The 24,209-nt window shown below is 36.8% G+C and carries 35 protein-coding genes; 22 read left to right on the top strand and 13 right to left on the bottom strand.

Annotated elements, in window-relative coordinates:
* A partial coding sequence (locus B1202_RS12120) for a citrate/2-methylcitrate synthase (RefSeq protein ID WP_322852848.1) occupies positions 1–353 on the top strand: 353 nt, incomplete at its 5' end.
* 66 nt (positions 354–419) lie between these two features.
* Here B1202_RS12120 and B1202_RS12115 read toward each other — a convergent pair.
* Both B1202_RS12115 and B1202_RS12110 read right to left on the bottom strand, forming a co-directional pair.
* Entirely contained in the window at positions 420–1,037 is a 618-nt protein-coding gene (locus tag B1202_RS12115) for an aminotransferase (protein ID WP_078190860.1), read from the bottom strand.
* Positions 1,038–1,115: 78 nt separating this feature from the next.
* On the bottom strand, positions 1,116–1,592 hold the full coding sequence (locus B1202_RS12110) for a CinA family protein (protein ID WP_078190859.1): 477 nt from the start codon (positions 1,590–1,592) through the stop codon (positions 1,116–1,118).
* Positions 1,593–1,828: 236 nt separating this feature from the next.
* On the opposite strand from B1202_RS12110, the gene B1202_RS12105 reads away from it, so the two are divergent.
* Positions 1,829–2,059 carry a hypothetical protein gene (locus B1202_RS12105; protein WP_078190858.1) on the top strand — a complete coding sequence of 77 codons (231 nt, stop codon included), beginning with the start codon at positions 1,829–1,831 and terminating at the stop codon, positions 2,057–2,059.
* Positions 2,060–2,610: 551 nt separating this feature from the next.
* On the opposite strand, the gene B1202_RS12100 is transcribed toward B1202_RS12105, so the two are convergent.
* The gene (locus tag B1202_RS12100; RefSeq protein WP_078190857.1) at positions 2,611–3,825 is read right to left on the bottom strand and encodes an alpha/beta fold hydrolase; all 1,215 of its coding nucleotides are present in this window, start codon (positions 3,823–3,825) and stop codon (positions 2,611–2,613) included.
* Positions 3,826–4,103: 278 nt separating this feature from the next.
* On the bottom strand, positions 4,104–4,610 hold the full coding sequence (locus tag B1202_RS12095; RefSeq protein WP_078190856.1) for a GNAT family N-acetyltransferase: 507 nt from the start codon (positions 4,608–4,610) through the stop codon (positions 4,104–4,106).
* A 513-nt stretch (positions 4,611–5,123) separates the two neighbouring features.
* On the opposite strand from B1202_RS12095, the gene B1202_RS12090 reads away from it, so the two are divergent.
* Positions 5,124–6,386, top strand: a complete 1,263-nt coding sequence (locus B1202_RS12090; protein ID WP_078190855.1) for an integrase family protein — start codon at positions 5,124–5,126, stop codon at positions 6,384–6,386.
* A gap of 13 nt (positions 6,387–6,399) precedes the next feature.
* Here B1202_RS12090 and B1202_RS12085 read toward each other — a convergent pair whose 3' ends face one another.
* The 4 genes from B1202_RS12085 to B1202_RS16625 form a co-directional block, all read right to left on the bottom strand.
* On the bottom strand, positions 6,400–6,666 hold the full coding sequence (locus tag B1202_RS12085) for a helix-turn-helix domain-containing protein (RefSeq protein ID WP_078190854.1): 267 nt from the start codon (positions 6,664–6,666) through the stop codon (positions 6,400–6,402).
* A gap of 139 nt (positions 6,667–6,805) precedes the next feature.
* Positions 6,806–7,987, bottom strand: coding sequence for a hypothetical protein (locus tag B1202_RS12080; protein WP_078190853.1), 1,182 nt, complete (start codon positions 7,985–7,987; stop codon positions 6,806–6,808).
* Between the two features lie 15 nt (positions 7,988–8,002).
* On the bottom strand, positions 8,003–8,680 hold the full coding sequence (locus tag B1202_RS12075; protein ID WP_078190852.1) for an ERF family protein: 678 nt from the start codon (positions 8,678–8,680) through the stop codon (positions 8,003–8,005).
* The gene (locus tag B1202_RS16625) at positions 8,680–8,952 is read right to left on the bottom strand and encodes a hypothetical protein (protein WP_228145162.1); all 273 of its coding nucleotides are present in this window, start codon (positions 8,950–8,952) and stop codon (positions 8,680–8,682) included. Before B1202_RS16625 ends, B1202_RS12075 begins: the two co-directional genes overlap by 1 nt.
* Before the next feature lie 387 nt (positions 8,953–9,339).
* On the opposite strand from B1202_RS16625, the gene B1202_RS12065 reads away from it, so the two are divergent.
* The gene (locus B1202_RS12065) at positions 9,340–9,666 is read left to right on the top strand and encodes a hypothetical protein (protein ID WP_078190850.1); all 327 of its coding nucleotides are present in this window, start codon (positions 9,340–9,342) and stop codon (positions 9,664–9,666) included.
* A gap of 17 nt (positions 9,667–9,683) precedes the next feature.
* On the opposite strand, the gene B1202_RS12060 is transcribed toward B1202_RS12065, so the two are convergent.
* From B1202_RS12060 to B1202_RS12045, 5 genes are all read right to left on the bottom strand, one after another.
* Positions 9,684–10,013, bottom strand: a complete 330-nt coding sequence (locus B1202_RS12060; RefSeq protein WP_078190849.1) for a hypothetical protein — start codon at positions 10,011–10,013, stop codon at positions 9,684–9,686.
* A 25-nt stretch (positions 10,014–10,038) separates the two neighbouring features.
* A complete protein-coding gene (locus tag B1202_RS16485; RefSeq protein WP_171262649.1) occupies positions 10,039–10,179 on the bottom strand; it encodes a hypothetical protein in 141 nt (46 codons plus the stop codon).
* Between the two features lie 83 nt (positions 10,180–10,262).
* Positions 10,263–11,528, bottom strand: a complete 1,266-nt coding sequence (locus tag B1202_RS12055; RefSeq protein WP_078190848.1) for a hypothetical protein — start codon at positions 11,526–11,528, stop codon at positions 10,263–10,265.
* The gene (locus B1202_RS12050) at positions 11,503–12,708 is read right to left on the bottom strand and encodes a nucleoid-associated protein (protein WP_078190847.1); all 1,206 of its coding nucleotides are present in this window, start codon (positions 12,706–12,708) and stop codon (positions 11,503–11,505) included. Before B1202_RS12050 ends, B1202_RS12055 begins: the two co-directional genes overlap by 26 nt.
* Positions 12,709–12,852: 144 nt before the next feature.
* The gene (locus B1202_RS12045; RefSeq protein ID WP_078190846.1) at positions 12,853–13,515 is read right to left on the bottom strand and encodes a LexA family protein; all 663 of its coding nucleotides are present in this window, start codon (positions 13,513–13,515) and stop codon (positions 12,853–12,855) included.
* A gap of 133 nt (positions 13,516–13,648) precedes the next feature.
* Between B1202_RS12045 and B1202_RS12040 the strand changes: the two genes are divergently transcribed.
* From B1202_RS12040 to B1202_RS11960, 18 genes are all read left to right on the top strand, one after another.
* Positions 13,649–13,903 carry a hypothetical protein gene (locus B1202_RS12040; protein ID WP_078190845.1) on the top strand — a complete coding sequence of 85 codons (255 nt, stop codon included), beginning with the start codon at positions 13,649–13,651 and terminating at the stop codon, positions 13,901–13,903.
* Between the two features lie 21 nt (positions 13,904–13,924).
* A complete protein-coding gene (locus tag B1202_RS12035) occupies positions 13,925–14,371 on the top strand; it encodes a phage regulatory CII family protein (RefSeq protein WP_078190844.1) in 447 nt (148 codons plus the stop codon).
* Positions 14,372–14,429: 58 nt separating this feature from the next.
* Positions 14,430–14,684: a hypothetical protein gene (locus B1202_RS12030; protein WP_078190843.1), complete on the top strand. Its 255-nt coding sequence runs from the start codon at positions 14,430–14,432 to the stop codon at positions 14,682–14,684.
* Entirely contained in the window at positions 14,681–14,989 is a 309-nt protein-coding gene (locus tag B1202_RS12025) for a hypothetical protein (RefSeq protein WP_078190842.1), read from the top strand. Before B1202_RS12030 ends, B1202_RS12025 begins: the two co-directional genes overlap by 4 nt.
* The gene (locus B1202_RS12020; protein WP_078190841.1) at positions 14,986–15,795 is read left to right on the top strand and encodes a hypothetical protein; all 810 of its coding nucleotides are present in this window, start codon (positions 14,986–14,988) and stop codon (positions 15,793–15,795) included. Before B1202_RS12025 ends, B1202_RS12020 begins: the two co-directional genes overlap by 4 nt.
* On the top strand, positions 15,792–16,535 hold the full coding sequence (locus B1202_RS12015) for an ATP-binding protein (RefSeq protein WP_078190840.1): 744 nt from the start codon (positions 15,792–15,794) through the stop codon (positions 16,533–16,535). Before B1202_RS12020 ends, B1202_RS12015 begins: the two co-directional genes overlap by 4 nt.
* Positions 16,532–16,774, top strand: coding sequence for a hypothetical protein (locus tag B1202_RS12010; RefSeq protein ID WP_078190839.1), 243 nt, complete (start codon positions 16,532–16,534; stop codon positions 16,772–16,774). Before B1202_RS12015 ends, B1202_RS12010 begins: the two co-directional genes overlap by 4 nt.
* Positions 16,774–17,184 carry a hypothetical protein gene (locus tag B1202_RS12005; protein ID WP_078190838.1) on the top strand — a complete coding sequence of 137 codons (411 nt, stop codon included), beginning with the start codon at positions 16,774–16,776 and terminating at the stop codon, positions 17,182–17,184. Before B1202_RS12010 ends, B1202_RS12005 begins: the two co-directional genes overlap by 1 nt.
* Positions 17,181–17,621, top strand: coding sequence for a hypothetical protein (locus B1202_RS12000; RefSeq protein WP_078190837.1), 441 nt, complete (start codon positions 17,181–17,183; stop codon positions 17,619–17,621). The genes B1202_RS12005 and B1202_RS12000 overlap by 4 nt, the downstream gene beginning before the upstream one ends.
* 306 nt (positions 17,622–17,927) lie before the next feature.
* Positions 17,928–18,197 (top strand): hypothetical protein, encoded by a 270-nt coding sequence (locus B1202_RS11995; RefSeq protein WP_078190836.1) that lies wholly within the window; start codon positions 17,928–17,930, stop codon positions 18,195–18,197.
* A gap of 840 nt (positions 18,198–19,037) precedes the next feature.
* The gene (locus tag B1202_RS11990; protein ID WP_078190835.1) at positions 19,038–19,634 is read left to right on the top strand and encodes a hypothetical protein; all 597 of its coding nucleotides are present in this window, start codon (positions 19,038–19,040) and stop codon (positions 19,632–19,634) included.
* Between the two features lie 47 nt (positions 19,635–19,681).
* Complete coding sequence (locus B1202_RS11985) at positions 19,682–20,089, top strand: hypothetical protein (protein WP_078190834.1); 408 nt, start codon at positions 19,682–19,684, stop codon at positions 20,087–20,089.
* Between the two features lie 106 nt (positions 20,090–20,195).
* Entirely contained in the window at positions 20,196–20,465 is a 270-nt protein-coding gene (locus B1202_RS11980; RefSeq protein WP_078190833.1) for a hypothetical protein, read from the top strand.
* 370 nt (positions 20,466–20,835) lie between these two features.
* A complete protein-coding gene (locus tag B1202_RS11975) occupies positions 20,836–21,045 on the top strand; it encodes a cold-shock protein (RefSeq protein WP_078190832.1) in 210 nt (69 codons plus the stop codon).
* A 120-nt stretch (positions 21,046–21,165) separates the two neighbouring features.
* Positions 21,166–21,321, top strand: a complete 156-nt coding sequence (locus B1202_RS16480; RefSeq protein WP_171262648.1) for a hypothetical protein — start codon at positions 21,166–21,168, stop codon at positions 21,319–21,321.
* A gap of 14 nt (positions 21,322–21,335) precedes the next feature.
* A complete protein-coding gene (locus B1202_RS11970; RefSeq protein ID WP_078190831.1) occupies positions 21,336–21,977 on the top strand; it encodes a putative metallopeptidase in 642 nt (213 codons plus the stop codon).
* Positions 21,978–22,035: 58 nt separating this feature from the next.
* Positions 22,036–22,530: a DUF2280 domain-containing protein gene (locus tag B1202_RS11965; RefSeq protein WP_078190830.1), complete on the top strand. Its 495-nt coding sequence runs from the start codon at positions 22,036–22,038 to the stop codon at positions 22,528–22,530.
* Complete coding sequence (locus B1202_RS11960) at positions 22,527–24,203, top strand: terminase (RefSeq protein WP_078190829.1); 1,677 nt, start codon at positions 22,527–22,529, stop codon at positions 24,201–24,203. The genes B1202_RS11965 and B1202_RS11960 overlap by 4 nt, the downstream gene beginning before the upstream one ends.
* The last annotated feature ends 6 nt before the right edge of the window (positions 24,204–24,209 follow it).

The following is a 24,209-nucleotide window of genomic DNA, read 5'->3' as shown; positions in this document are numbered from 1 at the left end:
CGATCTATAAAGACAATGATCCACGTAATGGCATCATCAAAATCTGGTCTGAGCGCCTAGCTAAAGACGTGGGTGATACCGTACTTTATCCAGTATCAGTACGCTGTGAAGAAGTGATGTGGCGTGAGAAGAAATTGTTCTGTAATGCAGACTTCTTCCATGCATCTGCATATCACTTTATGGATATTGCAACCAAATTATTCACGCCAATCTTTGTAATGTCACGTGTAACAGGCTGGGCAGCACACGTGATGGAACAACGTGCAGACAACCGTATTATCCGCCCAAGCGCGGACTATACGGGCCCTGAACTACGTAAAGTTGTGCCTATTGCAGAGCGTTCTGCGGCATAATTTTAAAGTGTAATAAAAAAGCCTCAAAAGAGGCTTTTTTTAATATTTGCTAATTGAGTTAACAATCTATTTTGTTAGTAAAACCGGATCTTCAACGCTATATCCCGTTTCAAATGGAATCCCTAGATATTTAACAGTCACTAAATAAAAGGGCTTTTGCACTACACGATAAGTTTTAGAGATTTTTAAACCTTCTTTATACGTCTCAGCCTTTTGTACAGCGCTTTTATACTGGGAATTTTTAACACGATATTGATAGGTCCATTTATCAATGGTTTCATTCGGGTCATACCATGATTTTGCAGTACCATTCATGGTTGTTAATAACTGTATTCGAGCATTATTGTTATTTACTGGTGTTAATTTAACTAAACGCTTTTTTATTTTCGCAATTTCTTTATCAAACTGGGTGCTGTCTTGATCGTAATCAATCCGTTTTGTCTTGGGATTAATATATAAAGATCTCACTGTAATTAATTGCGTCGGTTTTTGGCTATTTAATTGATAATAATATAATTGTGGTAAACGACCACGACCATCTTCAAAATGACGCATTAAATAGATTTTTTGGTCTTTTTTATCAAAACCTAAAACTTCAATGTTTTGAGGACCGCCTACCGTCGCCAAAGCAGAGCAGGACAGTAGTGTGCTAATTGCGAATGCATTGAAATGACGTAGCTGCATTGTCTTGTCCTGATGAGTAAATTCCTCAATACAGTATGCGATGCAAAATGATATTTAAATATGAAGATTATGTATGTTTTATTCTGCATTTAAGATGTCTAATACACTGTGAGCAACATTTTCAGTTAACTGATCTAGGCGTTCTAAAGCCGTACCTAAAATAAAATAGTGATAATTATAGATACTACCGTCATGTAAGATTGAAATATAAAATGTACCTTCGGGTTTTTCTACGGTTGCACTGCCACCAGGTTTGAGTAATCCAGTGCAGGCCACCACAAAGTCCGCATGTAAAAATAGTTGTTGTCCTTGCTCAGCCATCGCTTGAGTCACTTCTGCGGATTCGGCCGTAAATTTTTCTATTAGTAGAGGATCTACTTTTAAAATTTCACGTTTGATCGATGGATCATAGCTCACAAGACCACCTAACAAGATATCTGCACCACTATTCTTATAGATGGAAAATTGACTACATAAATAACCAGAGCTTGCACTCTCGATAAACGCAATGGTCATAGATTTTTGTTCTAAAGCATCGCAACACTGTTTAAGCATGTGCTTACCCCAAAGTAGAATGGTGATTGATCATTAGTATTCTTAAAATTTTAGCATTGATTCTGCTCGCCTGTAATTTCACTAAAAGTCTAAGCTGGTACTGTGGGTGTTGTGGAATTCACAAAAATAGCGTGATTGCTTAGAAGCTGTACGAAAATATGAAATAAAGGTTTCTTCGGAAGGAAAACGATGTTAAAACTTAAAATAAAGAGCGTAACAAAAGTAGGTTTATTTCAATGAAAACGACTGTTAAATATGTAGTATTAAAAAGCCTAGACTATCAATTGGGCACGCCACTTTTTCAAGAAGAATTAGACGCAGATAGCCTGTATTTTGATCAAATTCCGGCTGTAATTCAGTATCAAAATCATCAATTCAAAGTGAAAAGCAAAGAGTTAAAACGTGTTTATTTGGCAGAAGAAAATGAAGACATGCAAACCATTATTGTGAAAGTACTTGCAGTTTAATTTTGATCAATTTTTAGTTTAAAAATACAGTTTTCATTGAGTTGGGAGCTGTATTTTTGTATTTGACAGACTCAAACTTATAGATAAATCTAGATTTAAAGAAGATGTGTATTTTTAATGATCATTTGATCATATCGATTTAGCTATTCGACCAACAGCTATTTAATCCCCCAGATATTATTTAGTATAATTTATCTGTTTTTTCATGGGGGAAGAAATGATGGATTTATTTAAATTTCTAAAAAGCTTTAACACAACGGGCACTTATCTTTTAATTTCAACGATTTCGCTTGTTTGCTTAGTTGTGTATTTCTACTTTATTAATCCAAACTGATCTAAGTTGACTACTAACATCTTTGGCTTTAAATAAAGAACTTAGTAAATAAAACTACATAATTAAATTTTGTATCAAAAATATTGATATAAATTTTTGAATAAATTTAAAATAGAGCTGATGGTTTTAATTCATATGTGTATTGATAAAGCCACAACGATCGTGAAAGTTTTTCTGTGTACGACATTATGAAAGAAGAAGCGCCACGAAGGCGCTTTTATTTTGAGTATGAGTTTGTTGGACAGGTATTTAAATACGTCTTATTTTCAGTTGAATAAATAAAGTTGTCGATTAAATATTCACTTTGTTTGAGTGAATCACGATGATCACCATTTTTAATTGGGTGAAATGCTATGGGTTTATTTTCCTTGCAGACTTTTTGGTAATAAGCATGGACACCCCGATAATCTACCAATTGATCTTGATCACCTTGTACTAACAGTAAAGGTACCTGAGGTGTCATCAATTCGATCGACTGTTTTTTTAAATAACGGGTCAATGGCGTTAAATCTACATTGGGTTTAAAAACAGTTTTTGGCGATACTTTTAGTTCAGTTTGTAGTTCTGATAAACAGCGATTGCGAGCTTGATTGAGGATTTTCTGCATTTCTGGGCTGACAAAATCTTTTGCTGAAAGTGTAGGCTCTACAGCTTCAGCACCTAACAGGACGATAGGTAAAAATGCTGCAACGCTCGGATTAATATTAGACTGATTTGCTACATATTCAGCAATCCCTTCATATTGGTAACCGCCGGGTGCCAATGCAATTGCGCCGCGTAAATTGAGTTCAGGGGCATCCTTTTGTCCAAACGCTGCTACGGTTAGGGAAGCAGCGCCGCCTTGACTGTGGCCCATGACATACCAGTTTTTACTTAATTTGACTGATTTTAATTGATGCATGGCACGGACAGCATCAACGACAGTATGTAACTGGCTTTGAGCATTCATATAGGGGTGACCGCCTGGTGTGCCTAAACCTTGATAATCCGGTGCAACGACTGCATAGCCACGAGCAAGCCAAGCGTTTAAAGCTTTGGCTGTAATTTGTTGGTATACGTGAACGGGTCCATCAGCATAATCACCCGAAGGTGCGCAGGTATCAGCTACACCAGTTGTACCATGTGCCCATGCCAAAACTGGCCAACCGCTTTTCGGGGCTTTACCTTTAGGTAATAGGATATATCCAGAAGCAACAATCGGTTCTGCATGAACACCTCGACTTCGATAAGTGATGATATATTGTTCTGCTGCATTGCTAAAAAGATCAGGCGTTTGAGCTTGTAAAGACAGTATTGTGCCGGGTGTAAGGGCGGTTATATTGGCGATTTGACCTTCATTTATTTTGGAAGGTACAGGAGATGCAGTTGTGTATGTTGAAGCTAGACAAATACAGCTAGCAACCAATTTGAGAATAAAATGCTTAGTTTCCATTATGGGCACCGTCTTCATTTCAAAAGGTTAATTTCAAGTTTTCACGTTGTATCAATTATTCTATGAATTTTTAATATAGTGGCTAATCTGCATAAAATAAAGTTCAAAGTTGAACTTATTTTTTGATTTAAAATGGATCAATTGTAGTGGATGAATATAAATTTACTCATACACAATGCTTTTTGCTGAAAATATAGTCTTTTGTTATTTCCTTTAAAACTCAGCCGTCAATATGAGCGGCTTTTATCAATAAAATTATTGGAGGGAATCTTTATTATTTACGCAGTTGCATTAAAGGCATCAGGATAGTGAACTTCACCCGTAGGGATGTGATTGATGAAGCTGATAGCCTGAAAGTATTCTTGCGGTACGTTTGCTAAAGTTAAACGAGGATATGATTTAAAACCAAATCGATGGTAATAATTTGGATCACCTAACAGAACACAACCACTTGCTCCTAATTGTTTTAGTTTTTCCAGTGATTTTTTCATTAGCAAAGTGCCAACGCCCATACCTTGTTTATTTGGCAAAACTAAAATTGGGCCTAAACCATACCAGCCCATGTCACCTGAGGAAATTAAGACTGGCGAAACTGCAACATGACCCACGAGCGTATTGTTTTCAAGTGCGACTAAGGAAATGCTGAGTTGGCCATGTTCTCGAAGGCTATTTACGATAAATTGCTCAGTATGGCTGGAGTGCTCTGCATTTAAAAAAGCAGCTTTGGTTAATTCTGTAATAGAATTTATATCTTCTGGTTTTTCGTCTCGAATTATAAAACTCATCAAGATTCTCTTATTAAAGCAAAATATATATGTTGTTGAAGTAAATCATATAATGAATGAAATGACGATTTTTTAATGCTTAGGTTACTTTTATGTATGAGAAATATCCTATCACTTTAAAATTTAAAGTAATGAATTTTCTTAATGATTTTAAAAGTATACAAATTTTGAAATAATTTAATTAAAATAAATTTGTATACTGATTTGTATACTCGCCATATCCTAACCAAGCCTTTTAGATGCAAAAGCATACAACTCTGAAAAGTTTATAACCTACTGTAAATACTAAGGAATACAGCTTGATGCTTAACATTCCAATCCAAACAAAACTCGGTGGATTCTACTTTTTCTATAACACACCTATAGGGTTTTTAAATTTAATATAGTAATAATAAACAATGAGTTATAGTTGAAATAATAGGGTATTTATAGCTTGAAAACTTAGCTTGTAGACTATTTGTAGACTGTTGCAAATGGTGTTTAAATTAAGCATCAATAATTTTAGATGCAACCATGAAGCTAAATAAATCTAATGTTGACGCAATAACATTAACAGAAAAAGGTCAAAAAATTTATCGTGACCAGGATCTAATCGGTTTCGCTGTTCGCGCTACAACAAAAAGTAAATCTTACATTATCGAACGACGTTTTAATGGTGAACTCTTCCGAGTTACATTAGGCAAAACTTCAGACTTGCCAGTCGCTGCAGCTCGGGCAAAGGCTCAGCTTATTTTAGCGCAGATCGCAAATGGCACCTACAAAGCAACTTTGAAGGGTGCAGTCAAAGATAATCCATTAGACATTACAGTAGCAGAAGCTTTAAGCATTTATATCAGCCGAAATGATTTTAGGCCTAAGACGATACGACAATATAAAAAGTACTTTGATCTATATTTGGGTTGGTCAAATAGAAAGTTATTTGAAATTACCAAAGATGAACTTTTGAATAAATTTTTAGAAGTCTCTGAAAAAAGTCCTTCTGCAGCAAATGGGTCAATATCTCTTTTGGGTACACTATGGAAATATATGCACGTCGTTTATTCGACAGATGAAAAACCCATCCTGAAATCTAATCCTGTAGACGTCATTGCTGTAACAAAAGGGTGGAATGTACTTCAGCGTAGAGAAAAATATCTTCATAAGGATGTGATTTTTAAATATTACAATGCTGTGCTGAATTATCAGGATGAACTGAATTTAGAAAATACGGCTCGTTCAAATACCAATAGAGATATTATTTTATTCGCGATGTACACAGGCTGTAGACGTCAAGAGGTTTGTGGTCTCAGCTGGGCAGATGTTAATTTCAAGAATGGTACTGTGTTATTCCGGGATACTAAAAATGGTACCGATCATCTTTTCCCGATAGGTGACCACTTGCTGTCAATCCTAAAAGATCGATATTTACTAAGAGAAAATGATTGGGTTTTTCCTGCAACCAAAATGCCTACTTCTTCAAATGTTCATGCCACTAAGGTGGATACATTGTTGAAGCGAGTTGGAGATGAAGTGGATTTTTATGTATCTATGCATGACTTCCGACGTACCTTTGCGACGATCTGCAACCTTTTAAGGTTCAACATCTATGTAACGAAACGTCTTCTTAATCATACAGCTAAGCCAAGAATTGATGTAACTGGTGGTTATGTTCAAATTCCAATGGAAGAACTTCGTGCTTCAATGAATATGGTTGAGGCTGTATATCAAGGAAAAATTGATTGCTTCAATTATGAGAGCGTTTGGAGTGAGAGACTAAAACAAATAAAGGCAGGGTAACCCTGCCTTTATATTATGCATATTGTGCTGTGGAATTTACTGTCTTGCTTTCCTCAAAAGCCAGCACATCTGACTTTTTATATGCAACGCGTCGTCCAATCTTTTTAAATGGCAAGGTGTTTGATTCGCAGCGCATTTTTGCCAAAGTCCAAGGTGAGCAATCTAAATATAAAGCTACAACTTCTTGAGGGAAGTTTTGTTCCAATGGCGCGGCAATAAAGCGTTCCAATACTTCTTGACGGTCATTTTCATCAACTTTATTTAACGTTTTAAGAGCCATTAATTTCTCCATGTCGCTTCTTTAAATTTTGCATCAGTAAGCAGCTCTTCAATTTCACCAGCGCCTACATTGTTAAATATGTGAGTCATTTTTGCCCCGTATACAGTCAGTATTCGAGTCATAGACGAGTAGTTGAATTTCATTGGACAACCTCACTTGCTTGATTTTTAAGCTCGAAGCGACGCTTTTTAACGTAGTCCATTAACTTTGGTTGAATTTCAGGACTACGTGCAGAAACATCAATTTCCAATGCATCTAATGCCGTTAAGTCTGGTGCATTCTGAATCTGAACCATCAGTGAAGGGGGAGTTTTAATTTCAGCTTCTGCAGGTGCAAGCTCACGTAGGCGCTTATGAATAGCATCCAATAATGGTTTGCGCTGTGCTTCCGTCCAGTTGCGTGTATAGCCGGTAAGGGCGGTGGCTTCTCTAGGAGTTGGAGCATTTGTTGCACGTGTTAGTAGATCATTTAAAAGATTTTGATATTCATCATCTGTTGAATCACAATCTAACTTTTTCTCTACTACAAACTTTTCAGCCTCAACCTGCAAACGTTTGAGTTCTTCTACACTTAAGTTGTCAGTCGTATGTTCTGGCTTAGGTGAATATTGCTCAGGATCTAGTTCAAGCAGCTTGTCCTCAGTTAACTTACATAGGTGCTGAGTGTGTTCACGTTCTAAATGACCATTTGCCATGAACACCGGACGTAATGCCAAGACTGCTTCGTTGGTGGTACATGCATTAATTTGCATAGTGAACTTTTCAACCAGTTTCACTGGATCTGTTTCAATCTCTTCAACTGCAGATTGTTCAAATGTCTTTGCTTCCACATCATTTGAAGTTGAATTTTGAACCTTATCCGACTCATCAATTTTAGATTTACGTGTACGTTTTTTTGATTGCTCCGGTATCTCAATAACATTCGATGCACGATATACACGATCAAATAGCTTACAAAAAGCTTCGGCTTGTAACTTTGCATTTTCCAAATCACGCTGGGCAAAACCTCGAGCAATCGATTGATTCAAAATTTCATGGCATACCACATATTTATAGTGATGAATTTCATCGCTGGCCTGGACAACAAAAATATCATCACCAACCTGAGCTTCATCTAGCTTAAGAGGTTTAGTAAAGGTGATGCCTGCAACTTCTAAAGTTTCAATTTTGATGCAGAACTCATAACCCTCTTTAGCAAAAATTGTCGCTGGAAATTGATCCAAGTCATTAAAATCTAGCATGTCACCAACAGGGCGACACATAACATGCTTACCAGCCATTAGTGCTTCATATGCGAGAGAGCTCGTAATAATATTATTCATTTTTAGTTCACTCCCTTAATGTCGAACATTACTTTGCTGTTGATGATTATTTTGCTGTGGAGGTGCTTCCGACCAACCCATCTGATCCGCACGAGCACGACAAGCCTGACGAATTTGATTGTTGAATTTAGTATTACCAAAGGTATTAATGGCTTTATCTAAAGTTTCAGGCTTCTTCGCATTTCGAATAGATACCAATGCATCTTGATAGCGCTGATCTAACGGCTTTTGCTGTTCAGTGTTTCCTGGAGTTGATTGACGCAGCTGACTTTGATTGGATTGGCCTCGGTTGGACTGCTGGTTTACTTGGTTATGATATTCATCAGTGTCATAGTCTTTTGTGTCGTCAATTAGGAACATGCCGTTAAGCGCATATTTCCTTGCATACGAACTAGAGGTACCAAACGTCTGTGCTACATCCATTCCTTTCTTTTCAATCTCCACACCAGCATGTGCCGTGACAACAGTTTCTTTACCCTCAGCATCTGTAAAAATAACTTTTGCAGTAACAACAACTACTGGTCCAACTTGTTGAACTTCGTCAGTGATAACTAAAGTTGAGTTTGTGGCCTGGAGTAGTGGTTTAACAGCTTCAAGGATATCTTCGCAGCTACGGTAGTGAAATTTACCGAAATTGTTGTACTTACTTTTTGGCGCTTTCAGTTCTAACTGGATTTGTTGTAAGGCATTCATCACACTTCTCCCAACAAACGATTTTTAATCATGTGCTGCACCAGCATTTCATTGATGTTGCGGTGGTCGTTGTAGTCCGTGAAGTCAGGGAAAGGGTTGCCGTATTCATCGGTGATGTGATCTACAGATAGCTGGGTAATTTCAGCCGTATCAAATTCACTACCGGGTACGCCGTAGCTGTCTTCAAATGGTTCAAAGTCAAAGCTTACGTCTAGGGTAAAGTTGTCTAAACGGATAACTGCGCTACCTGAAGTTTTGGAAGTAAGTTCCATTGCTGCGACGGTAGTAACTTCAGGAATGCTTTTGTGAAGTACCTGAGTGTTACTTAAAGCAGGCTTATAGGCACATGCTAAAACACCGATTGTTACGGTTGCAGCGACAAGTGTTACCTTGAGGCTATTGAAAGGGGTTAGGGTTTTGTTCATACTTATCTCGCAGTTTTCTGTAAAAGCGCATTAGATTTCTCAGGTCGGTGCGCTTTTTTGTTGTTTGATGAGATAAATATTACCTAAAAGGTAATTAAATGCAAGATAAAATTATCTTAAGTTATCTTTTTGGTTGTTTTTGCTTTGTGGTAGGCAAAAGAAAACCCACACGAGGTGGGTTGGATGGAGTTATGATAAGCTCTCACTACTCCTAATAAAAATATGAGTATTTAAATGTTCAAATTATACTCTTTAATCATGATTGGCTGTGCAACAGTGATGACGTGTCATGCGAATGCTGACCAATCAACTTTTGATGAAAATGTGCAAGTTAGATGGTATGAGGCTGTTAAGCATTATGATGATGTTATGAAAAGAGCAAGTATAGCCAAACAAGAATACAACAATTGCCAGAAAAAAATAAATTGTGATGCAGTTAAAGCAAGAACATCTGATGCGTATTATGCAAAAGTTATCGCTGATGCAAAAGCAAGACTAGACGCTGCGGAACGCGATCTTTATCCTAAGATAGAAAAAACTGATGCCGGAAATGCCCAATAGACGTTAACTTCTAAACCTTAGTTACATTGAATATTATATTTCGATTTGTATGAGTCGAAAGCATTCATTAGATCTTTAGAATGGTCTGTTTCATGAGTACCCTCAAGCTTGATCATTAAAGGTTTGTATTCTTGTTCATATGCAGTAGGGAAGTCACTACAAATAATTTGCTTACGAAGCTCATTTTCTGTTGCGGGACCCACCAATTGAGCTTGATACCACATAAACTTTGAATCAAGTTCTTTATACTCCAGTAGTAATTGTTCACGCTCAGGATCTGGCTGCTCAGGCTCATAGCAGCCAAAAATTCCAAAGGTGATTAAACATAAAAAAGAGATAGTTTCCATTGGTTTAGGTTCTTCTAAGTTGTGCTTAGTCTAATAGCACAGGTAATAAAAGAAAACCCAAAGTAGGTGGGTTATCCGTATCTACTTTGAGTACTTCCGTATGCTGCATTTGGCAGCTAGTGATTGAAATTGCAAGAAGTAGGGCAATAGTTAGTTTAGTTTTCATGGATTTTTTGTTGTTATTGATAGGTGAATTCTGGGCAGAAATTTGAAAAAGAAAAACTGTATAGGGATAGTAGTTAATAAGAGTTATTCTGAACTAAAATACCTATAAATTTTTATTAGGATAGATATAAATATAAGTATAAAAATACAATCATTAATATTAAAGCCCTTAAAAATAGTTATATGTGTAATACAAACACCCATCAATACTCCAATAAAAATAGAGATTAATATGAAAAATAATTTATGTAAAATTAGCTTTTTCTTAACAGGTGCAATCTCCTGACTCCATTGAGATGAAAGCTCTGTAGGTAGTTTAGCAATTTGATTAAATTGTTGGATTTGCAGTTCAATATGCTTAAGATTATATGCTTGCTGAATGCATGAATATAAAACAATAAGTAAATATATGAGAAAACCACTATAAACGAATTGATTAACTTCTTCGGCTTTTTTAAACACAGTAATAAAGGAGACCGCAAGTGGTACAGCCAAAATTTGAGTCTGCAAATCAGATATAATTTTGTTAATTTTATTCAAAAATTCATCTGAATGTTCAGTGATTTTTTCAGTGAATTTGGAGTACTTAAAGTCTTCAAGATATAAAGAATACTTAGAAATAATAGATTTATAAATATCATCTATATTCTTAAGCAACATAAAAATTTTTTCATTCTTATTAAAAGTTATTAAATGATCTATAAACTCAGTTGCTGCAATTGCATATCGTTCATTCTGGTGTGTTGTTAATGTTGTACTGATACCACTATCTAGCTTTGGAGTTTCAACTGATAACCAATCTATAAAACTTTTTAGAATTTCAGATAGGTTCAATTCATCATAAACTAAAGCAAGATTAATGTATTTTTCATAATTTCTTGGTTGAATGAAAATTTCGCAATGAGTTTTTGAAAAAAATATTATTTGATTATCTCTATGATAATATTTTTCAGACAAACATTTTATAAATTTTGAAAATAGCTCTAAATTATGTGAGATAGGTTTTTTACCTTTAAGTTTTGAGTATATTTCCTCATATATCACAAAAGGTTCATCTGTATCTTCATTTTTAGTGAGGTCAAATCTATGAAAAATAAAATTTTCATATGACGCAAATTGTGTGCCTGTGTGGTATAGGTCAATTTTATAATTAACCTCATCACCGATATCAAATCTATATGATTCCAATTTAAAACTTAAGTCATCAAAATTAGTGTCATTAAATTCATTAACTAGATCCACATCAGCTTTTTTTTCAAGACGAACAAAACCATTGATGTTTTGTTCATCAAAAGTTACCGTATGACTTAGATTGAGTAGTTGCTCAATCTTCAATTTCATTTGATTCATAAGGCTTTTTGTTATTTAAAATCTTTCTAGCGCCAGATAATTCACTAGCTTTGATGTCAACTCTAACATATGGATTACTCTCGTCTTGATCACATAAAACTATTGTATGTGCAATGTCCGCCTTTCTTCCACTAATTTTTATTTGTTTTTGAGCTCCAACAGTCAAGGTGAACTTCTCAAAACTAGTCAGTGTCGTACCAGCTGGTGAAAAAATATTGCTCGCATCTAAGTCATTGCTGCTGTAGCCATTTGACTCCCTATAACTTTTAAAATTATTACTAATAATGTCAACACCATGAATTGAAGCTTTATTTTCAATAATAGGATCAATTTCTTCAGTGATATTTATTGGTTTCTTTTGAGATGCTTTAGTTTTTAATAGAGTGAGTACTTCTTCATGGATTGTACTTGATATTTCATTTGTAAAATTACTTTGTGCTAAATATGCTTCCAAAGTATCCATGAGTTTTCTAGTTGAAATTTTATCATCAATACTATATTTAATAGGAATATATTTTTGAATATATTTGGGTATATCATCATTACCTTTTTGTACCCAAGAAATATAATTTGATGGTTTATATGAATCATCTGATTGTGAGTGTAAATGCATATCATCTAGTTTGACTTTAAAAGCAACTTTTAGCGCTTGTGTATCAATCATTGATGTATCAATAATTTCACCAGTATCCTCATTAATTGTAATGGATGGTTTTAAACTTAATAGAGCCATATAAACATAATTATTTTCCCCTTGTTGATAAAAAATAATTGGCAAATGATCACCAGTCGTTTTTAGCTCTTCGTAAATTTGATAGTTTAAAGCGTGAGTAAGTTTATTTGTAATTCGCCTATATCTTGTTTGAGCTTCATTTTCAGAGTCGATAGCAGTTTCTGTTTCATCATCCTCTGCTAATAACTCATTTTTATTAAATAAATAATCATTAATAATTTTACTAAATGTTGTACTTTCATTAAATTTAGATGATATTGAATGCGCAAAACCATATTTTCCAAGCTCTTGATCTAAAAACTGAATTAATTTAATTGTCTGCTCATTATTAATGTGTAGATTAGAACGAATGATCGGCGAAGTTGCATCAACTTTTTTTTGATCTTTCTTCTTTAAAATTCGATGAATAATTGCTGCTTGTATAATAGGTTCACTTGAATTGGTCATAATACTCTCACTATTTGGCTATTTATTGATATAAAACTTAAAGCTACTAGCCATATTTATTTCCACCGCATATTCTCTCTACCCTGTCTAGTTTAAAAGCCTGTGTAGGTGGCACAGCTTATAAATGTATTTTTAATGATTTAATTAAACATCCCGATACAACCCAACAACTTTCCCTACTAACTTACAACCATCCTCTAAAGCAATGGTTTTTTCTGGCCAGTCTGGGTTTAAAGGCTGCAAATACATATTTCCGCTTTCAACGATAAGCTTCTTAAACGTCGCTTCACTATCGCCTTGGCAAGAAACAATAACTAAATCACCTGTTTTTAAATCTGTTATTTGAAAGTCAGGATTTACATAAATCTTATCGCCAGGCCGAAAGTCGGGGAGCATTGACTCTCCAACCACTTCCAAACCATAGCCATTCTTTCCACATTTAGGATTTGGCGGTAACCATTCCTCAAACTGTGTGCCTGCAGGAACAGAATCAACAGTAGTCCATGCACCGGCTTGTACCCATGAAATTACTGGTACTAATTTCCCAATTAAAGGGATTGGATCTGACACATTCTTTTCAATATTTTGTGTGCCTTCTTGCGGTAAATCTAACCAACCATGTGGCTTACCAAAAGCATCCTCGATTTCTCGGGCAACTTTATTACCAATACCTTTAATTGGATTTGTGCCTGCAAATTGGCTTGTTTGAGATTGTCCTTTCCCAATTTTGTCAGCAAAACTGGATACACCACCAACTTGATCAACAAGTAAGCGAGTGTTTTGGTATCTAATTGATTTGCTGTCCATAAATTTCCTGAAATTGTTGTGACACGTCACATTTGTTAATTGTAGTTTCATCACCAAAAAGGTAAACAAGAAAAAAGGTTGTATTTACATTACCTAAAAGGTAATATTTGGATTGATACGAGAGGATCAATCTATGAATTTCCGCGACTTTATTCTTAATAAAAGCCCAGAAGATTTAGAAAAATATGCAAAAGATGCAGGAACAACAGTTGGTTATATAAAGTCACATTTGCTGTATGGATATAAAGAACCGCGTAAAACGCTGCGTAAAGCATTGTCTACAGCTAGTAATGGTGAGGTTTCTGAAATGGAAGTACTTCAACATTTTGGGTTATATCCTAATCAAATTCCTAATAACCAAAATGGTAATAACCCAGCCCTCCAATAACCACGTTCAAAGGACACCGATATGAACATATTGGATGCTGCTTACAACACAGTTCACGACTACCAAGGTGGAGCGAATGCATTAGCGCCACGAATGGGCATCAAAAGCCCAGCGGTACTGAACAGCAAAGTAAACCCCAATACGGAAACACACCACATCACCTTGCTTGAGGCTTCAAAACTTATGGAGCTAACAGGGGATTACCGAATTCTGCAAAGACTGAATGCTCAACACGGAAAAGTGGCCATCAACTTGCCATGCATACCCGAGTGTCGAGATACAGCGCTCACAGACTTAGTGCTGAGTATTGGAATGGGCGGTGGGGATATATGTGCGCAGTTCAAAGAAATGATGGCAGACGGTCGGATCACCCGAGGTGAAGCGATAGATATGTCGAAGGTCATCCATTTTTTGCACGAAATATTGGCCGAGCTTGAAGCTCAAATAAACAAATGCGTCGAGCAATAAAAAAGCCTGATCTCGGAAATCAGGCTCTAGTGCTCAAATTGGAAATGGCGGTAACCAAATGAACAAATTAAATTTAACACAACAATCCAGTGATAACAAAACAGATTTCTTAACCGGCGACGTCGTGGTCTTCACAGACCCAATCAAACTAGGCCATCTAATGACCGTACATAAAGTCCAAGGTGATGGTGTGCTACTGGATGGAAATCACAACTTTGCGCTGAGCCATTTAGTACGTCCAGCAACAGTTGCAGAGGTCTTGGCTAAACGTCGTTTGACTACTGCTGAACAAGCGCTTGCGGAGGTTCCATGATAACCAACAAGGCAATTAAAAAGCAGCCTGAGCATAAACACCTGCAAGGCGTTCAGAGTTGGTATGACCCAGCGCTACGCACGCTCAATGGTTTATTGGACATCCGTAAGGCCAACTTACGCAAGATTAATCGTGACGAAGCCAATGCTGCAGTCACGCGTGATGAGTTTATCGAAATGCTCACCAATGAACATCGGATCTCGGCCTGGTATGCCGGTGAAATTATCTCAAGCTTACTGCGTTCAGAAATGATTTTGATGTTTGGACGTTTTATATGGATTAATGAAACAAGGGGTGAGCAGTGAGCCATATTCTGTCACTACGTGGCACAGGGCAACCTATTGCCTATTTCCCCAAGCTAGGTAAATACATTGGCTGTGTGAAGGCAGGAATCTTTCTTGGCCAAATGGTTTTTTGGTCAGATAAGACTGATAGCCCATTAGGCGTGTACAAGACTTCTGATCAAATTGAAGAAGAAACTGGCTTGTCATATCGAGAACAAGTGAGTGCTCGAAAGAAGCTTGTTGCCTTAGGTTTAATCTCAGAAACATATAAGCGTTTAGATCATCGCTTGTACTTCAAATTTAACGAAGAACGCTTTGACGAGTGGCTTTCAGAGATGATTTTGGCGAACTTACAAAGTGTAATTTCCCCAACTGACGAAAGCGCAGTTCGGGAGCAAACAAAAGCGCAATTCGTTCCTACAGAGAATACAACAGATATAAACACACACAGTAACGCGCACGCAGAAAATCAAAACGTGGATTCGTGGACACCAGATCTTGAGCAGCTGGCATTCGCTTTGAAAACTACAAAATACTCTCAACGAGTTTCTGAAATTCTAGGCATGGCAGATTTTCAATTCCATCTTGGGAACTTCAATGCTCACCACGAAAATAATCACCAAATCACGAACAACCAAAAACTTCGTAAGTTTGCACAATGGATTTTTCAGGAATTTGAAAAACAATTGGCCAAGGCTGAACGTGAAGCAACAAAAACGAAAACACATACCACTGAAAAACAAAACTCTCGAAACGTAAATGATGCTTGGGGTGAAGTACAGCAGTATGCACCTGCAAGTGATATCGACTGTGGAGGACTGCTATGAACGCCTCAATTTTAAATGCGCAGATCCAGTTGAGTTCTGAATACTGTGAAACACACCGAGCTCAAAAAGTCTTAGTTGGTCGTACTGCAATTTGCAAGCAATGTGCAACTGAAATATTGAATAAAGCCCATCAGGATCATGAGATCGAAGTAAATCGAATGGTTCGTGAAAAGCATTTTGAAGGAGCCAAGTTGCCGGCACGTCATGCTAACAATGGTTTCAGAAATTACTTAGTTGAAAACAATGGTCAGCAAAATGCCAAGCAGCAATGCACATCCTTCACGAAAGATTTTAATGAGGGAATGAACCGTAATCTGATCATGGTTGGTCGTACCGGTACAGGCAAAACGCATTTGGCATGTGCTGTTGCACGTAATGTCTTGCAGTCTCGCAAATACGCTCGTTACATCACATCTGAAGACATGGGTAACGAAATTGCCAATGCATGGAAAAAAGCTGATGACAACGAATCTAATGCAATTCACCGTTTTACGGAATATGACTTACTGATTTTGGATGAATATGGTTTACATGACCGCTATGAAAATCGACTCCAGTTGGTCCACAAAGTTTTATATGCACGTTATGACCAAGCCAAACCAACTATGCTGATTTCTAACATGACAATTGAGGAGTTGCAAAAAGATCTAGGTGATCGTCTTTGGTCTCGTTTTCAACATGATGGCCTGGTCACAGTGGAATGCAATTGGGAAGATCAGCGAACAGGCGGTGCAGCATGAATACGTCATACGTTAAAAAATTTGAAGAGATTAAAAACGTACTTGTATACATCGCATTTTCTACTGGTGAGGTGACTGCTTTAGAGCTTGAGGAAAACGTGACTGATTGGGGCCGTTGCCAATTAAATTTACATCTTAAGAAACTTGTAGAAGCAGGGTATCTGCAGAGTAATGGCAAGCAAGTAGAACGTGCTTATACCGCTACTAACAAAACAAAGCAGTTATTTGGGGTGAAGTAGTGATCAGCTACTCAATTGCTGAATATAAACAAATGATCGGTGGTGCCAAACCTAAACGAGGTAGCAAAAGACCTAAGGTTAAAAGTCAAAAGGTACCGAATGAGTTTGAATTGAAACTAGCGCTGGAGCTTAAAGCATTAAAGATAGATTTCGAGCAAGAGTTTAAGTTTCACCCGAGCCGTAAATGGAGAGCTGATTTCCATCTAAAGGGAAGAATGATTTTGCTAGAGGTTGAAGGTGGTATTTGGAGTGGTGGACGGCATACAAGGGGTAAAGGATATATCGGTGATATGCAGAAATATAACGCAGCGACGATGCTGGGTTATCAAGTCATACGGTTTAGTACAGAGCAAGTGAAGTCAGGTTTAGCAATTCAGCAGATTGAGAAAATGGTAGGGGATTTAGGATGAATGCAGCGGCAAAGCTAGAAGTAATGGATTGGTCTAAATACACAGCCGAAGAATGGTTTAAACAATATGGTGCTTACATTCAGACCTGCAGAATGAAATCAGGGAATGCTCCAGATACATTGGGAATAAATCAAATTTACTGGTTAATTTGTGAGAACAATAAAGGGGTCGCACCGAGAAAAAATCAATTAATTTGCACCATCTCAGATTTTGAAGCTGAAGAAGTACGCAAAATAATTATTGACCTAAAGTATTCGCCACGTATTTGCGACTCAGCCAAAGTAGCAGTTAATCTTTTTATTGAAAAGAATGTGCGCGGGATGTCGCTTCGTCAAATGGAGTATCAATTTAAATTTGGAAGAACTGCTTTGGATAGCATGATTTTTGCAGGAAAATACTTTTTGAATGGGCATGATAAGCGATTAAGAATTATTTGACTGTCCGGACAGGATATGGCATATTTCTGCTATAGTGGACGAAGTTATAGTAATTCACTGAACCTATTTAGTTAAATATGCAAGCTAATAGCCTAGTCCGTTGATTAGGCTTTTTAATGAAATTTAACAGTTGATATACCCGACCTTCCTAGGCGGGTATTTTTTTGTCAAAAATTTAAAGTTTCGCTTAATGATGTTTAAATATATATTTTAAATATATTAAAAAAGTTGATATAAAATAAATATTTATTTTTAATATTTGTGTGATATATATAGTTGACTGTTTTACTATAGTTTTAGTTTAAGATGCCAGATAAGAATTCGCATTTAATGATTGAGCAAATCTATAATTTCGTATGTATGAAGCCAAATATTCAGTCAAAAAGTAAATACATGCAGTTGTATATCTTCTTTGAAGAGCTTCATGAATCATCAAAAGATAGATTCATTGCATATAAACCATTTACTTATTTTGGTGTTTTTAATGGAGTCGAAAAAAAGATATATGCAGATGCTGCACCGGAATTCTTTGATAAGGATAAGTTTGTAAATTGGGTTGCAAAATCAATGAATTAAAAATCATGCGGTTTTAAATATTGTCATTTTTCGCCAGTGTAAATTTATGTAACAGGTTGGAAAATAATCAATAGAAACTGCTGTAGTTTCTGTCACCCTAACGGGTAATCCTTCGAGCCTACTTCCCTGAAAGTAGGCTTTTTTTTGTATAGGGGAAAGCAATGATCCGAATTCTAATGTGCTTATTTGGATTGCATGACGTGACGGAGATTGACCACACAATCGATGGTGATGAGATAAAAGTTTGTCGTAGTTGTTTGAAAGAAGTTAGATAATTTGCCGAACGTATTACGGCGCATAACAGCCCTTCACATTCTAATGTTGAGGGGTTTTTCTTTTCTTATTTGGTGGTTGGTATGGCTTATATCGTAGTGGGTTTAGTTTCATTCTTATTTGGGTACGGGTTGTGCTTTAAGTGGTTTAAGAAAGACATTGTTGAAGGTAAGCCGATCGCGTTTAACGAAGGTGTTTATGTAGCATCTAAAAAAAAGATTGAGCCATGACGGACAAAGTACAAGCAAAACACGACTTAGAATATTGCAGTGCTGAGCTGTCAAAGTATCAGAATCTAAGTCGAACAGGATTGACGCGAAATGAAATGCTAGCAATAGATGGCATCATGATTAAGTTGAAAGAACGCATTAAGAATTTGCGTGAAGCTTTGTATTATAGTTGAGTTGAAGGGCGTTAAAATTGTATATTCCAGTAGAAAATATTTTAGATTAAAAAAATGAAAAAAATACTACTTATTGCTGGAATGCTTTTATCTTTACCCTTAAAAGCGAATGAACTGAAGTGTGAGGATAGTTCGAATACTTCAAAACAAAAGCTTCAGAGGAAATGAAAAATTATGATGTGCGTGATCTAGATGCAATATTAGAATATTCAAACTCTATGTATTACCCCATGAATTTTAAAGGAGCCATTTCTAAGAAAGATACATTTTTTTTGGGTGAGTGGATCAGTAAAAAAGAGTTTAAGCAAAATACTAAGACTGCATTAATGGGCGGGGATTTAATGCAGCATAAATTTGGTGCCTTTTCATTCGGAAAGCCTAAAATAAATTATTTATCTGATTATGGTGAAATTTGTGTTGTGCCTGTACACAGCCAAAGCGTTATGTATGAGCGTGAAATAAGTACTACTTATGACAGTATTTATGTTAGAAACTTGCAGACGGATAAGTGGAAACAATATGTCTACTTGGGGATTGAAAAAAAAGAAGATATGGATCTTTTATTCCCGGGGCTTTTATCGAAGGTTCGTCTATCGCAAGTTTTAAATAACAATATGGATTACTTTGATTTTAATATCTATGTTGCAAACGAGATGATGAATCAAAAACGAACGTTTGTGCCTAAAGAGGAAGTGCTGGCGGAATTAAAGAAGAGGCTTAAACCACAGTATGAAATGCTCAAATTAAATGGATATAAGTAAGTTGCAAAATCAAACCTCCTTCGGGAGGTTTTTTTTATGGGAGAAATATGGAACCTGATGCATATAAAACCCTAACTAAAAAGATTCCTCATAAAAAGAAAACACGTACCAGGCCATTACCTAAAGCCAGTGAAAAATACTTAGAAGCATTCGACCGACTAAAAGAAATATTAGATCGGATGGAAATGAAGTATGAGGAATACTTTCATTTCAAAAGCACTAAACACTGGCGTTTTGACTTACACCTTATTGAACATCGCATGCTAATTGAAATAGCAACTGGTCCATGGTCTGGCGGTCGTAAGGGTAAACTTGCAACGAAGGCTTGGAGTATGGATCGTTATGACCATGCTGAAGAATTGGGATATCGATTTCACAGGTTTGAATTAGCTGATATCAATATGGGGCGTGCAACGGCTTGGTTAAAAGCTTTAAAAAAAGATGAATTATTATAAGTTAGATATTTCAAAGCTTATTGTTTCAGGATGTTTGATTACTTTAACTTTCTCATAATATCCGTTAGTTTGGAATTTCAACCTTAACAATTATGAGAAGAAAGTCATGAATAAAAATTTTGAATTACATGTTTTAAGCCAGATTTATGATTTTCTAATAGAGCGAACTGAACATTCACATCAAGGTTTGCATAACAAGGTTCTTGAGTTTTTTAAAGAACTGAATTTAGGTAATGATGATGATTTTGAAATAGTCGATCCTAAAAAGATAGCGGGTAAATTTGGTGCAGTAAATTTCATTCACTTAATCAATGTCCCAAACTTTGATGATAAAGATAGATTTTTAAAGTGGGCATACACACAGTTGAATCGATAGTTAATACCAATATGATTTAAAGATATATTTTAAATGCATATTTAATTAAATAGCCCTATAATCCGCTGGCTCATATCAGCGCAAATGAATTGGGTGAAGCCCTACATGAATATGTGGGGCTTTTTTATGCTGATACCTTATATTTAATGCAGAATAAGTAATTTGAACTGTTTTGCATTTCGGCATAATTTATTGAATTAAACAACGATTTTACTCTTGATAGGTTACTTTTAAAATCCAATTTTCAACACACGAATAACATATGTATCAGGATGTTTTAGATTGATTGTTTATATTGGTATAGCTTGATTATTAATCAGATTAAACAAGCGTATTCATCATTAATATTTAAAACATCTAAGGATAAGTAATGACAAATTTAACTACTGGCACCGTCAAATGGTTCAACGAAGCAAAAGGCTATGGGTTCATTCTTAGTGATGCAGGAGAGGATCTTTTTGCACATTATAGTGAGGTCAAAATTGACGGTTTTAAGGTTTTACGTGAAGGCCAAAGAGTAGAGTTTGAAATCACGAATGGAAAAAAGGGAAAGCAAGCTAGTAATATCAATATTATTTAAATCTAATTTCTCTTTAAATGACCCGTCATTAATTGACGGGTTTTTGTCATTAATTGCCATTAAGTTTTAATATTGAAATGCTTAATTTAGGTGAAAATGACATTATAAGAGCAATAAAAAATGACCTTTACTAGAATGCAATTATTGATTGGTGGCTTAATCATAAGTGTCTTTATTTCCACAATATGGATCTACCACGAAAAGAAAAAACAACGTCGTGAAGAGATTCAAAAAATCATTATCGAAGCTAGAGCAGGATTAAGTCACGCTCAATAACAGGAGCTAAACTTATGTATCCCTTTAGACCATTCCCACCGACTGAACTTATGGATCAGGCTGAGGAAGAAGACGCTATACGCCTTGCACCAGCACAAGAATTACTGGCCTGGGTGAAAGATAATTATCTGACGATGGGTGGTCAACTACATAACCCAGACCATGATCATATCGCTGAGCTGATTCACGACAATGAAGAGTTTTTGGCATTTGCTTGGGCTTCTTCAGCGGCTATGGCCAAAAAGCGCATGGTACTCGGTCAGTGTGAAAAGGTGATGTTTAACCAAGGCGGATGGAAGAAAGCCCGTCAAGAACAACAAATGCGAGACTGGTTTGGTTTTGTACCTCAGTACTTAATTACGATTGATGCAGCATTTTGTGAGCAAACCTCTGATCGTGAATTCTGCCGTTTGATAGAACACGAGCTTTATCACATTGGTGTGGAACGCGATGAAGATGGTGAGATCATTTATAGCGATACGACTGGCTTACCGAAGCATTACTTAGCTGGCCATGATGTTGAAGTGTTCTTTGGTGAAATACGTCAACACGGAATTGATAGCTCAGTACAGCGATTATTGGACATTGCTAAAAATGCTCCATTTGTATCGGAGAAAAACATTGCAGCGTGTTGCGGAAACTGTGTGATTAACTGAGCCGAAAGGCTCTTTTTTTTGCCTATCTTGCTATACGTAGCTATACAAAGAGGTGTTTATGGCAGCACTAAAAGAGCCTGTAAAAATGTTTATTGTTCAGTCTCTTGCATGCTTTGAAACCCCTCAACAAGTAGTAGAAGCTGTAAAGCAAGATTATAAGATTGAAATTACCCGTCAACAGGTTGCACTTTATGACCCAACTAAAGTGGCTGGACGTAATCTAAGTAAAAAACTCAAGGATCTATTCAAGCGAACTCGCGAAGATTTTCGAAAAAATATCGAAGATATTGCGATTGCGAATAAGGCTTTTCGACTCATGGAACTTCAAAAGATGTATGAAGACTCAGGTCGAAATAAACGGGCGAAACAAAACCTTCTAAAGCAAGCATTCCAAGAAACTGATGGTCGTATCACTAAGCAAGAGATTACGGGCAAAGGTGGCAATCCGATTGAAACAGAGCATAAACATGCACTGCCGGCTTATACACCTGAGCAACTGGCAGGAATGAGCGCTCAGGAGCTTTCGCGTTTAGCAATTAATGGCAAATTATGAGTTATTCAATTGAGGAAATAGCACCGCTCATTAAAGAGTGGACCATAAACACTCGTTTACCCGAAGTAATAGCTGAAATGACCAGACGCTATTACTACCGAGCTTTAATTGAACAGAATGAATTAAGTCGCCAGGCCGAAATATACAAATGCAGTCAAGATCCGATTCATTGGTTTAATCATTGGGTCTGGACATACGATCCACGCGGTATGCCTTTTGGTTTACCTGCCAACATCCCATTTGTGTTGCGGCCTGGTCAGGTCGATTTGGTTCATTGGCTATTAGAGCGTGAAAGTACCCAAACCCATGGACTGATTGAAAAGTCGCGAGATGAGGGAATGAGTTACGTGCTACTCGGATTCTATTTACACCGCTGGTTGTATGTTGATGGCTTTGCCGGTGGTGTGGGAAGTCGTAAAGAGGATCTAGTGGATAAGAAAGGCGATCCAAAGACGTTATTACACAAATTTCGCGATATGTTTTCAAAACTCCCTGATTGGATGAAGCCTGAAGGTTTTGTGGCGAAAGTCCACGATAACTACCTTCGAATCATTAATCCTGATAATGGCTCAACTGTTACTGGTGAAGCCGGTGACAACATTGGTCGTGGTGGACGTACCACAATGTACTTTCTAGATGAATGGGCATTCGTAGAGCGTCAGGAAGCAGTAGATGCTGCGATATCTCAAAACACCAACGTACATATCAAAGGATCTACTCCAAATGGTATTGGTGATCGCTTTTATCAGGATCGTTTCAGTGGTCGATATGCTGTATTTACCATGCCATGGCGCTTGAATCCAGATAAGAATTGGCAGGTTGAGCTGAGAGGTAAGTTGATCTACCCATGGTACGAAAAGCAAGTAGCCACTTTAGATGATGTGGTACTGGCTCAAGAAGTAGATATTAACTATGCAGCATCGGTCGAAGGCGTCTTGATCCCATCAGCTTGGGTTCAATCTGCTATTGATGCTCATAAGAAACTCGATATACGTCCTTCAGGTGATCGAATTGGTGGCTTAGACGTTGCAGATGAGGGTAAGGATAAAAACTCATTTGCAGGACGTCATGGTGTTGTTTTGAATTATCTAGACACATGGTCTGGTAAGGGTGATGACATCTTTGGGACAACTCAGAAGGCAATTGATATCTGCTTGGATCTGAATATTCGAGCATTTCTCTATGATGCCGATGGCCTGGGCGCAGGTGTCCGTGGCGATGCACGTGTCATTAATGAGCGCAATGAGGATCAAGGTATTGCTGAGATTCAAACTGATCCATTTAGAGGTTCAGGTTCAGTTCATGAGCCTGATGAGGAAATGGTAGAAGCTCGTAAGAATATTGATTTCTTTGCCAACCTCAAAGCTCAAATGTGGTGGTCGCTTCGTATGCGTTTCCAAAATACATATAGGGCATTGAATGGCATGGAATACGATCCTGATTCAATCATTTCACTTAGTTCTGATGATTTGAATGAGTCTGAGCTGAAAGCATTGACCGTGGAATTATCTCAGCCGACCTACACCAAAAATGGTGCAGGGAAGATATTAGTCAATAAACAACCTGCAGGTGCGGCTTCACCAAACAGAGCTGATAGCGTGATGATCTGCTTTAGTGATGTGCAAGAACAAGAGACTAAGCAACCTTATGTTGCTGGTAATCGAATCTTTTAATTAGGT

Source organism: Acinetobacter amyesii, assembly GCF_002018365.1.
Taxonomy (GTDB): Bacteria; Pseudomonadota; Gammaproteobacteria; order Pseudomonadales; family Moraxellaceae; genus Acinetobacter; species Acinetobacter amyesii.
This window is presented reverse-complemented; position numbering and strand designations above follow the sequence as displayed.

What these genes read in the sequence shown, in the direction of transcription:
- B1202_RS12115 (WP_078190860.1), bottom strand. Translation starts at nt 1,037, where the DNA reads ATGCAGCTACGTCATTTCAATGCATTCGCAATTAGCACACTACTGTCC.
- B1202_RS12110 (WP_078190859.1), bottom strand. Translation starts at nt 1,592, where the DNA reads ATGCTTAAACAGTGTTGCGATGCTTTAGAACAAAAATCTATGACCATT.
- B1202_RS12105 (WP_078190858.1), top strand. Translation starts at nt 1,829, where the DNA reads ATGAAAACGACTGTTAAATATGTAGTATTAAAAAGCCTAGACTATCAA.
- B1202_RS12100 (WP_078190857.1), bottom strand. Translation starts at nt 3,825, where the DNA reads ATGGAAACTAAGCATTTTATTCTCAAATTGGTTGCTAGCTGTATTTGT.
- B1202_RS12095 (WP_078190856.1), bottom strand. Translation starts at nt 4,610, where the DNA reads ATGAGTTTTATAATTCGAGACGAAAAACCAGAAGATATAAATTCTATT.
- B1202_RS12090 (WP_078190855.1), top strand. Translation starts at nt 5,124, where the DNA reads ATGAAGCTAAATAAATCTAATGTTGACGCAATAACATTAACAGAAAAA.
- B1202_RS12085 (WP_078190854.1), bottom strand. Translation starts at nt 6,666, where the DNA reads ATGGCTCTTAAAACGTTAAATAAAGTTGATGAAAATGACCGTCAAGAA.
- B1202_RS12080 (WP_078190853.1), bottom strand. Translation starts at nt 7,987, where the DNA reads ATGAATAATATTATTACGAGCTCTCTCGCATATGAAGCACTAATGGCT.
- B1202_RS12075 (WP_078190852.1), bottom strand. Translation starts at nt 8,680, where the DNA reads ATGAATGCCTTACAACAAATCCAGTTAGAACTGAAAGCGCCAAAAAGT.
- B1202_RS16625 (WP_228145162.1), bottom strand. Translation starts at nt 8,952, where the DNA reads ATGGAACTTACTTCCAAAACTTCAGGTAGCGCAGTTATCCGTTTAGAC.
- B1202_RS12065 (WP_078190850.1), top strand. Translation starts at nt 9,340, where the DNA reads ATGTTCAAATTATACTCTTTAATCATGATTGGCTGTGCAACAGTGATG.
- B1202_RS12060 (WP_078190849.1), bottom strand. Translation starts at nt 10,013, where the DNA reads ATGGAAACTATCTCTTTTTTATGTTTAATCACCTTTGGAATTTTTGGC.
- B1202_RS16485 (WP_171262649.1), bottom strand. Translation starts at nt 10,179, where the DNA reads ATGAAAACTAAACTAACTATTGCCCTACTTCTTGCAATTTCAATCACT.
- B1202_RS12055 (WP_078190848.1), bottom strand. Translation starts at nt 11,528, where the DNA reads ATGAATCAAATGAAATTGAAGATTGAGCAACTACTCAATCTAAGTCAT.
- B1202_RS12050 (WP_078190847.1), bottom strand. Translation starts at nt 12,708, where the DNA reads ATGACCAATTCAAGTGAACCTATTATACAAGCAGCAATTATTCATCGA.
- B1202_RS12045 (WP_078190846.1), bottom strand. Translation starts at nt 13,515, where the DNA reads ATGGACAGCAAATCAATTAGATACCAAAACACTCGCTTACTTGTTGAT.
- B1202_RS12040 (WP_078190845.1), top strand. Translation starts at nt 13,649, where the DNA reads ATGAATTTCCGCGACTTTATTCTTAATAAAAGCCCAGAAGATTTAGAA.
- B1202_RS12035 (WP_078190844.1), top strand. Translation starts at nt 13,925, where the DNA reads ATGAACATATTGGATGCTGCTTACAACACAGTTCACGACTACCAAGGT.
- B1202_RS12030 (WP_078190843.1), top strand. Translation starts at nt 14,430, where the DNA reads ATGAACAAATTAAATTTAACACAACAATCCAGTGATAACAAAACAGAT.
- B1202_RS12025 (WP_078190842.1), top strand. Translation starts at nt 14,681, where the DNA reads ATGATAACCAACAAGGCAATTAAAAAGCAGCCTGAGCATAAACACCTG.
- B1202_RS12015 (WP_078190840.1), top strand. Translation starts at nt 15,792, where the DNA reads ATGAACGCCTCAATTTTAAATGCGCAGATCCAGTTGAGTTCTGAATAC.
- B1202_RS12010 (WP_078190839.1), top strand. Translation starts at nt 16,532, where the DNA reads ATGAATACGTCATACGTTAAAAAATTTGAAGAGATTAAAAACGTACTT.
- B1202_RS12000 (WP_078190837.1), top strand. Translation starts at nt 17,181, where the DNA reads ATGAATGCAGCGGCAAAGCTAGAAGTAATGGATTGGTCTAAATACACA.
- B1202_RS11995 (WP_078190836.1), top strand. Translation starts at nt 17,928, where the DNA reads ATGCCAGATAAGAATTCGCATTTAATGATTGAGCAAATCTATAATTTC.
- B1202_RS11990 (WP_078190835.1), top strand. Translation starts at nt 19,038, where the DNA reads ATGAAAAATTATGATGTGCGTGATCTAGATGCAATATTAGAATATTCA.
- B1202_RS11985 (WP_078190834.1), top strand. Translation starts at nt 19,682, where the DNA reads ATGGAACCTGATGCATATAAAACCCTAACTAAAAAGATTCCTCATAAA.
- B1202_RS11980 (WP_078190833.1), top strand. Translation starts at nt 20,196, where the DNA reads ATGAATAAAAATTTTGAATTACATGTTTTAAGCCAGATTTATGATTTT.
- B1202_RS11975 (WP_078190832.1), top strand. Translation starts at nt 20,836, where the DNA reads ATGACAAATTTAACTACTGGCACCGTCAAATGGTTCAACGAAGCAAAA.
- B1202_RS16480 (WP_171262648.1), top strand. Translation starts at nt 21,166, where the DNA reads ATGACCTTTACTAGAATGCAATTATTGATTGGTGGCTTAATCATAAGT.
- B1202_RS11970 (WP_078190831.1), top strand. Translation starts at nt 21,336, where the DNA reads ATGTATCCCTTTAGACCATTCCCACCGACTGAACTTATGGATCAGGCT.
- B1202_RS11965 (WP_078190830.1), top strand. Translation starts at nt 22,036, where the DNA reads ATGGCAGCACTAAAAGAGCCTGTAAAAATGTTTATTGTTCAGTCTCTT.
- B1202_RS11960 (WP_078190829.1), top strand. Translation starts at nt 22,527, where the DNA reads ATGAGTTATTCAATTGAGGAAATAGCACCGCTCATTAAAGAGTGGACC.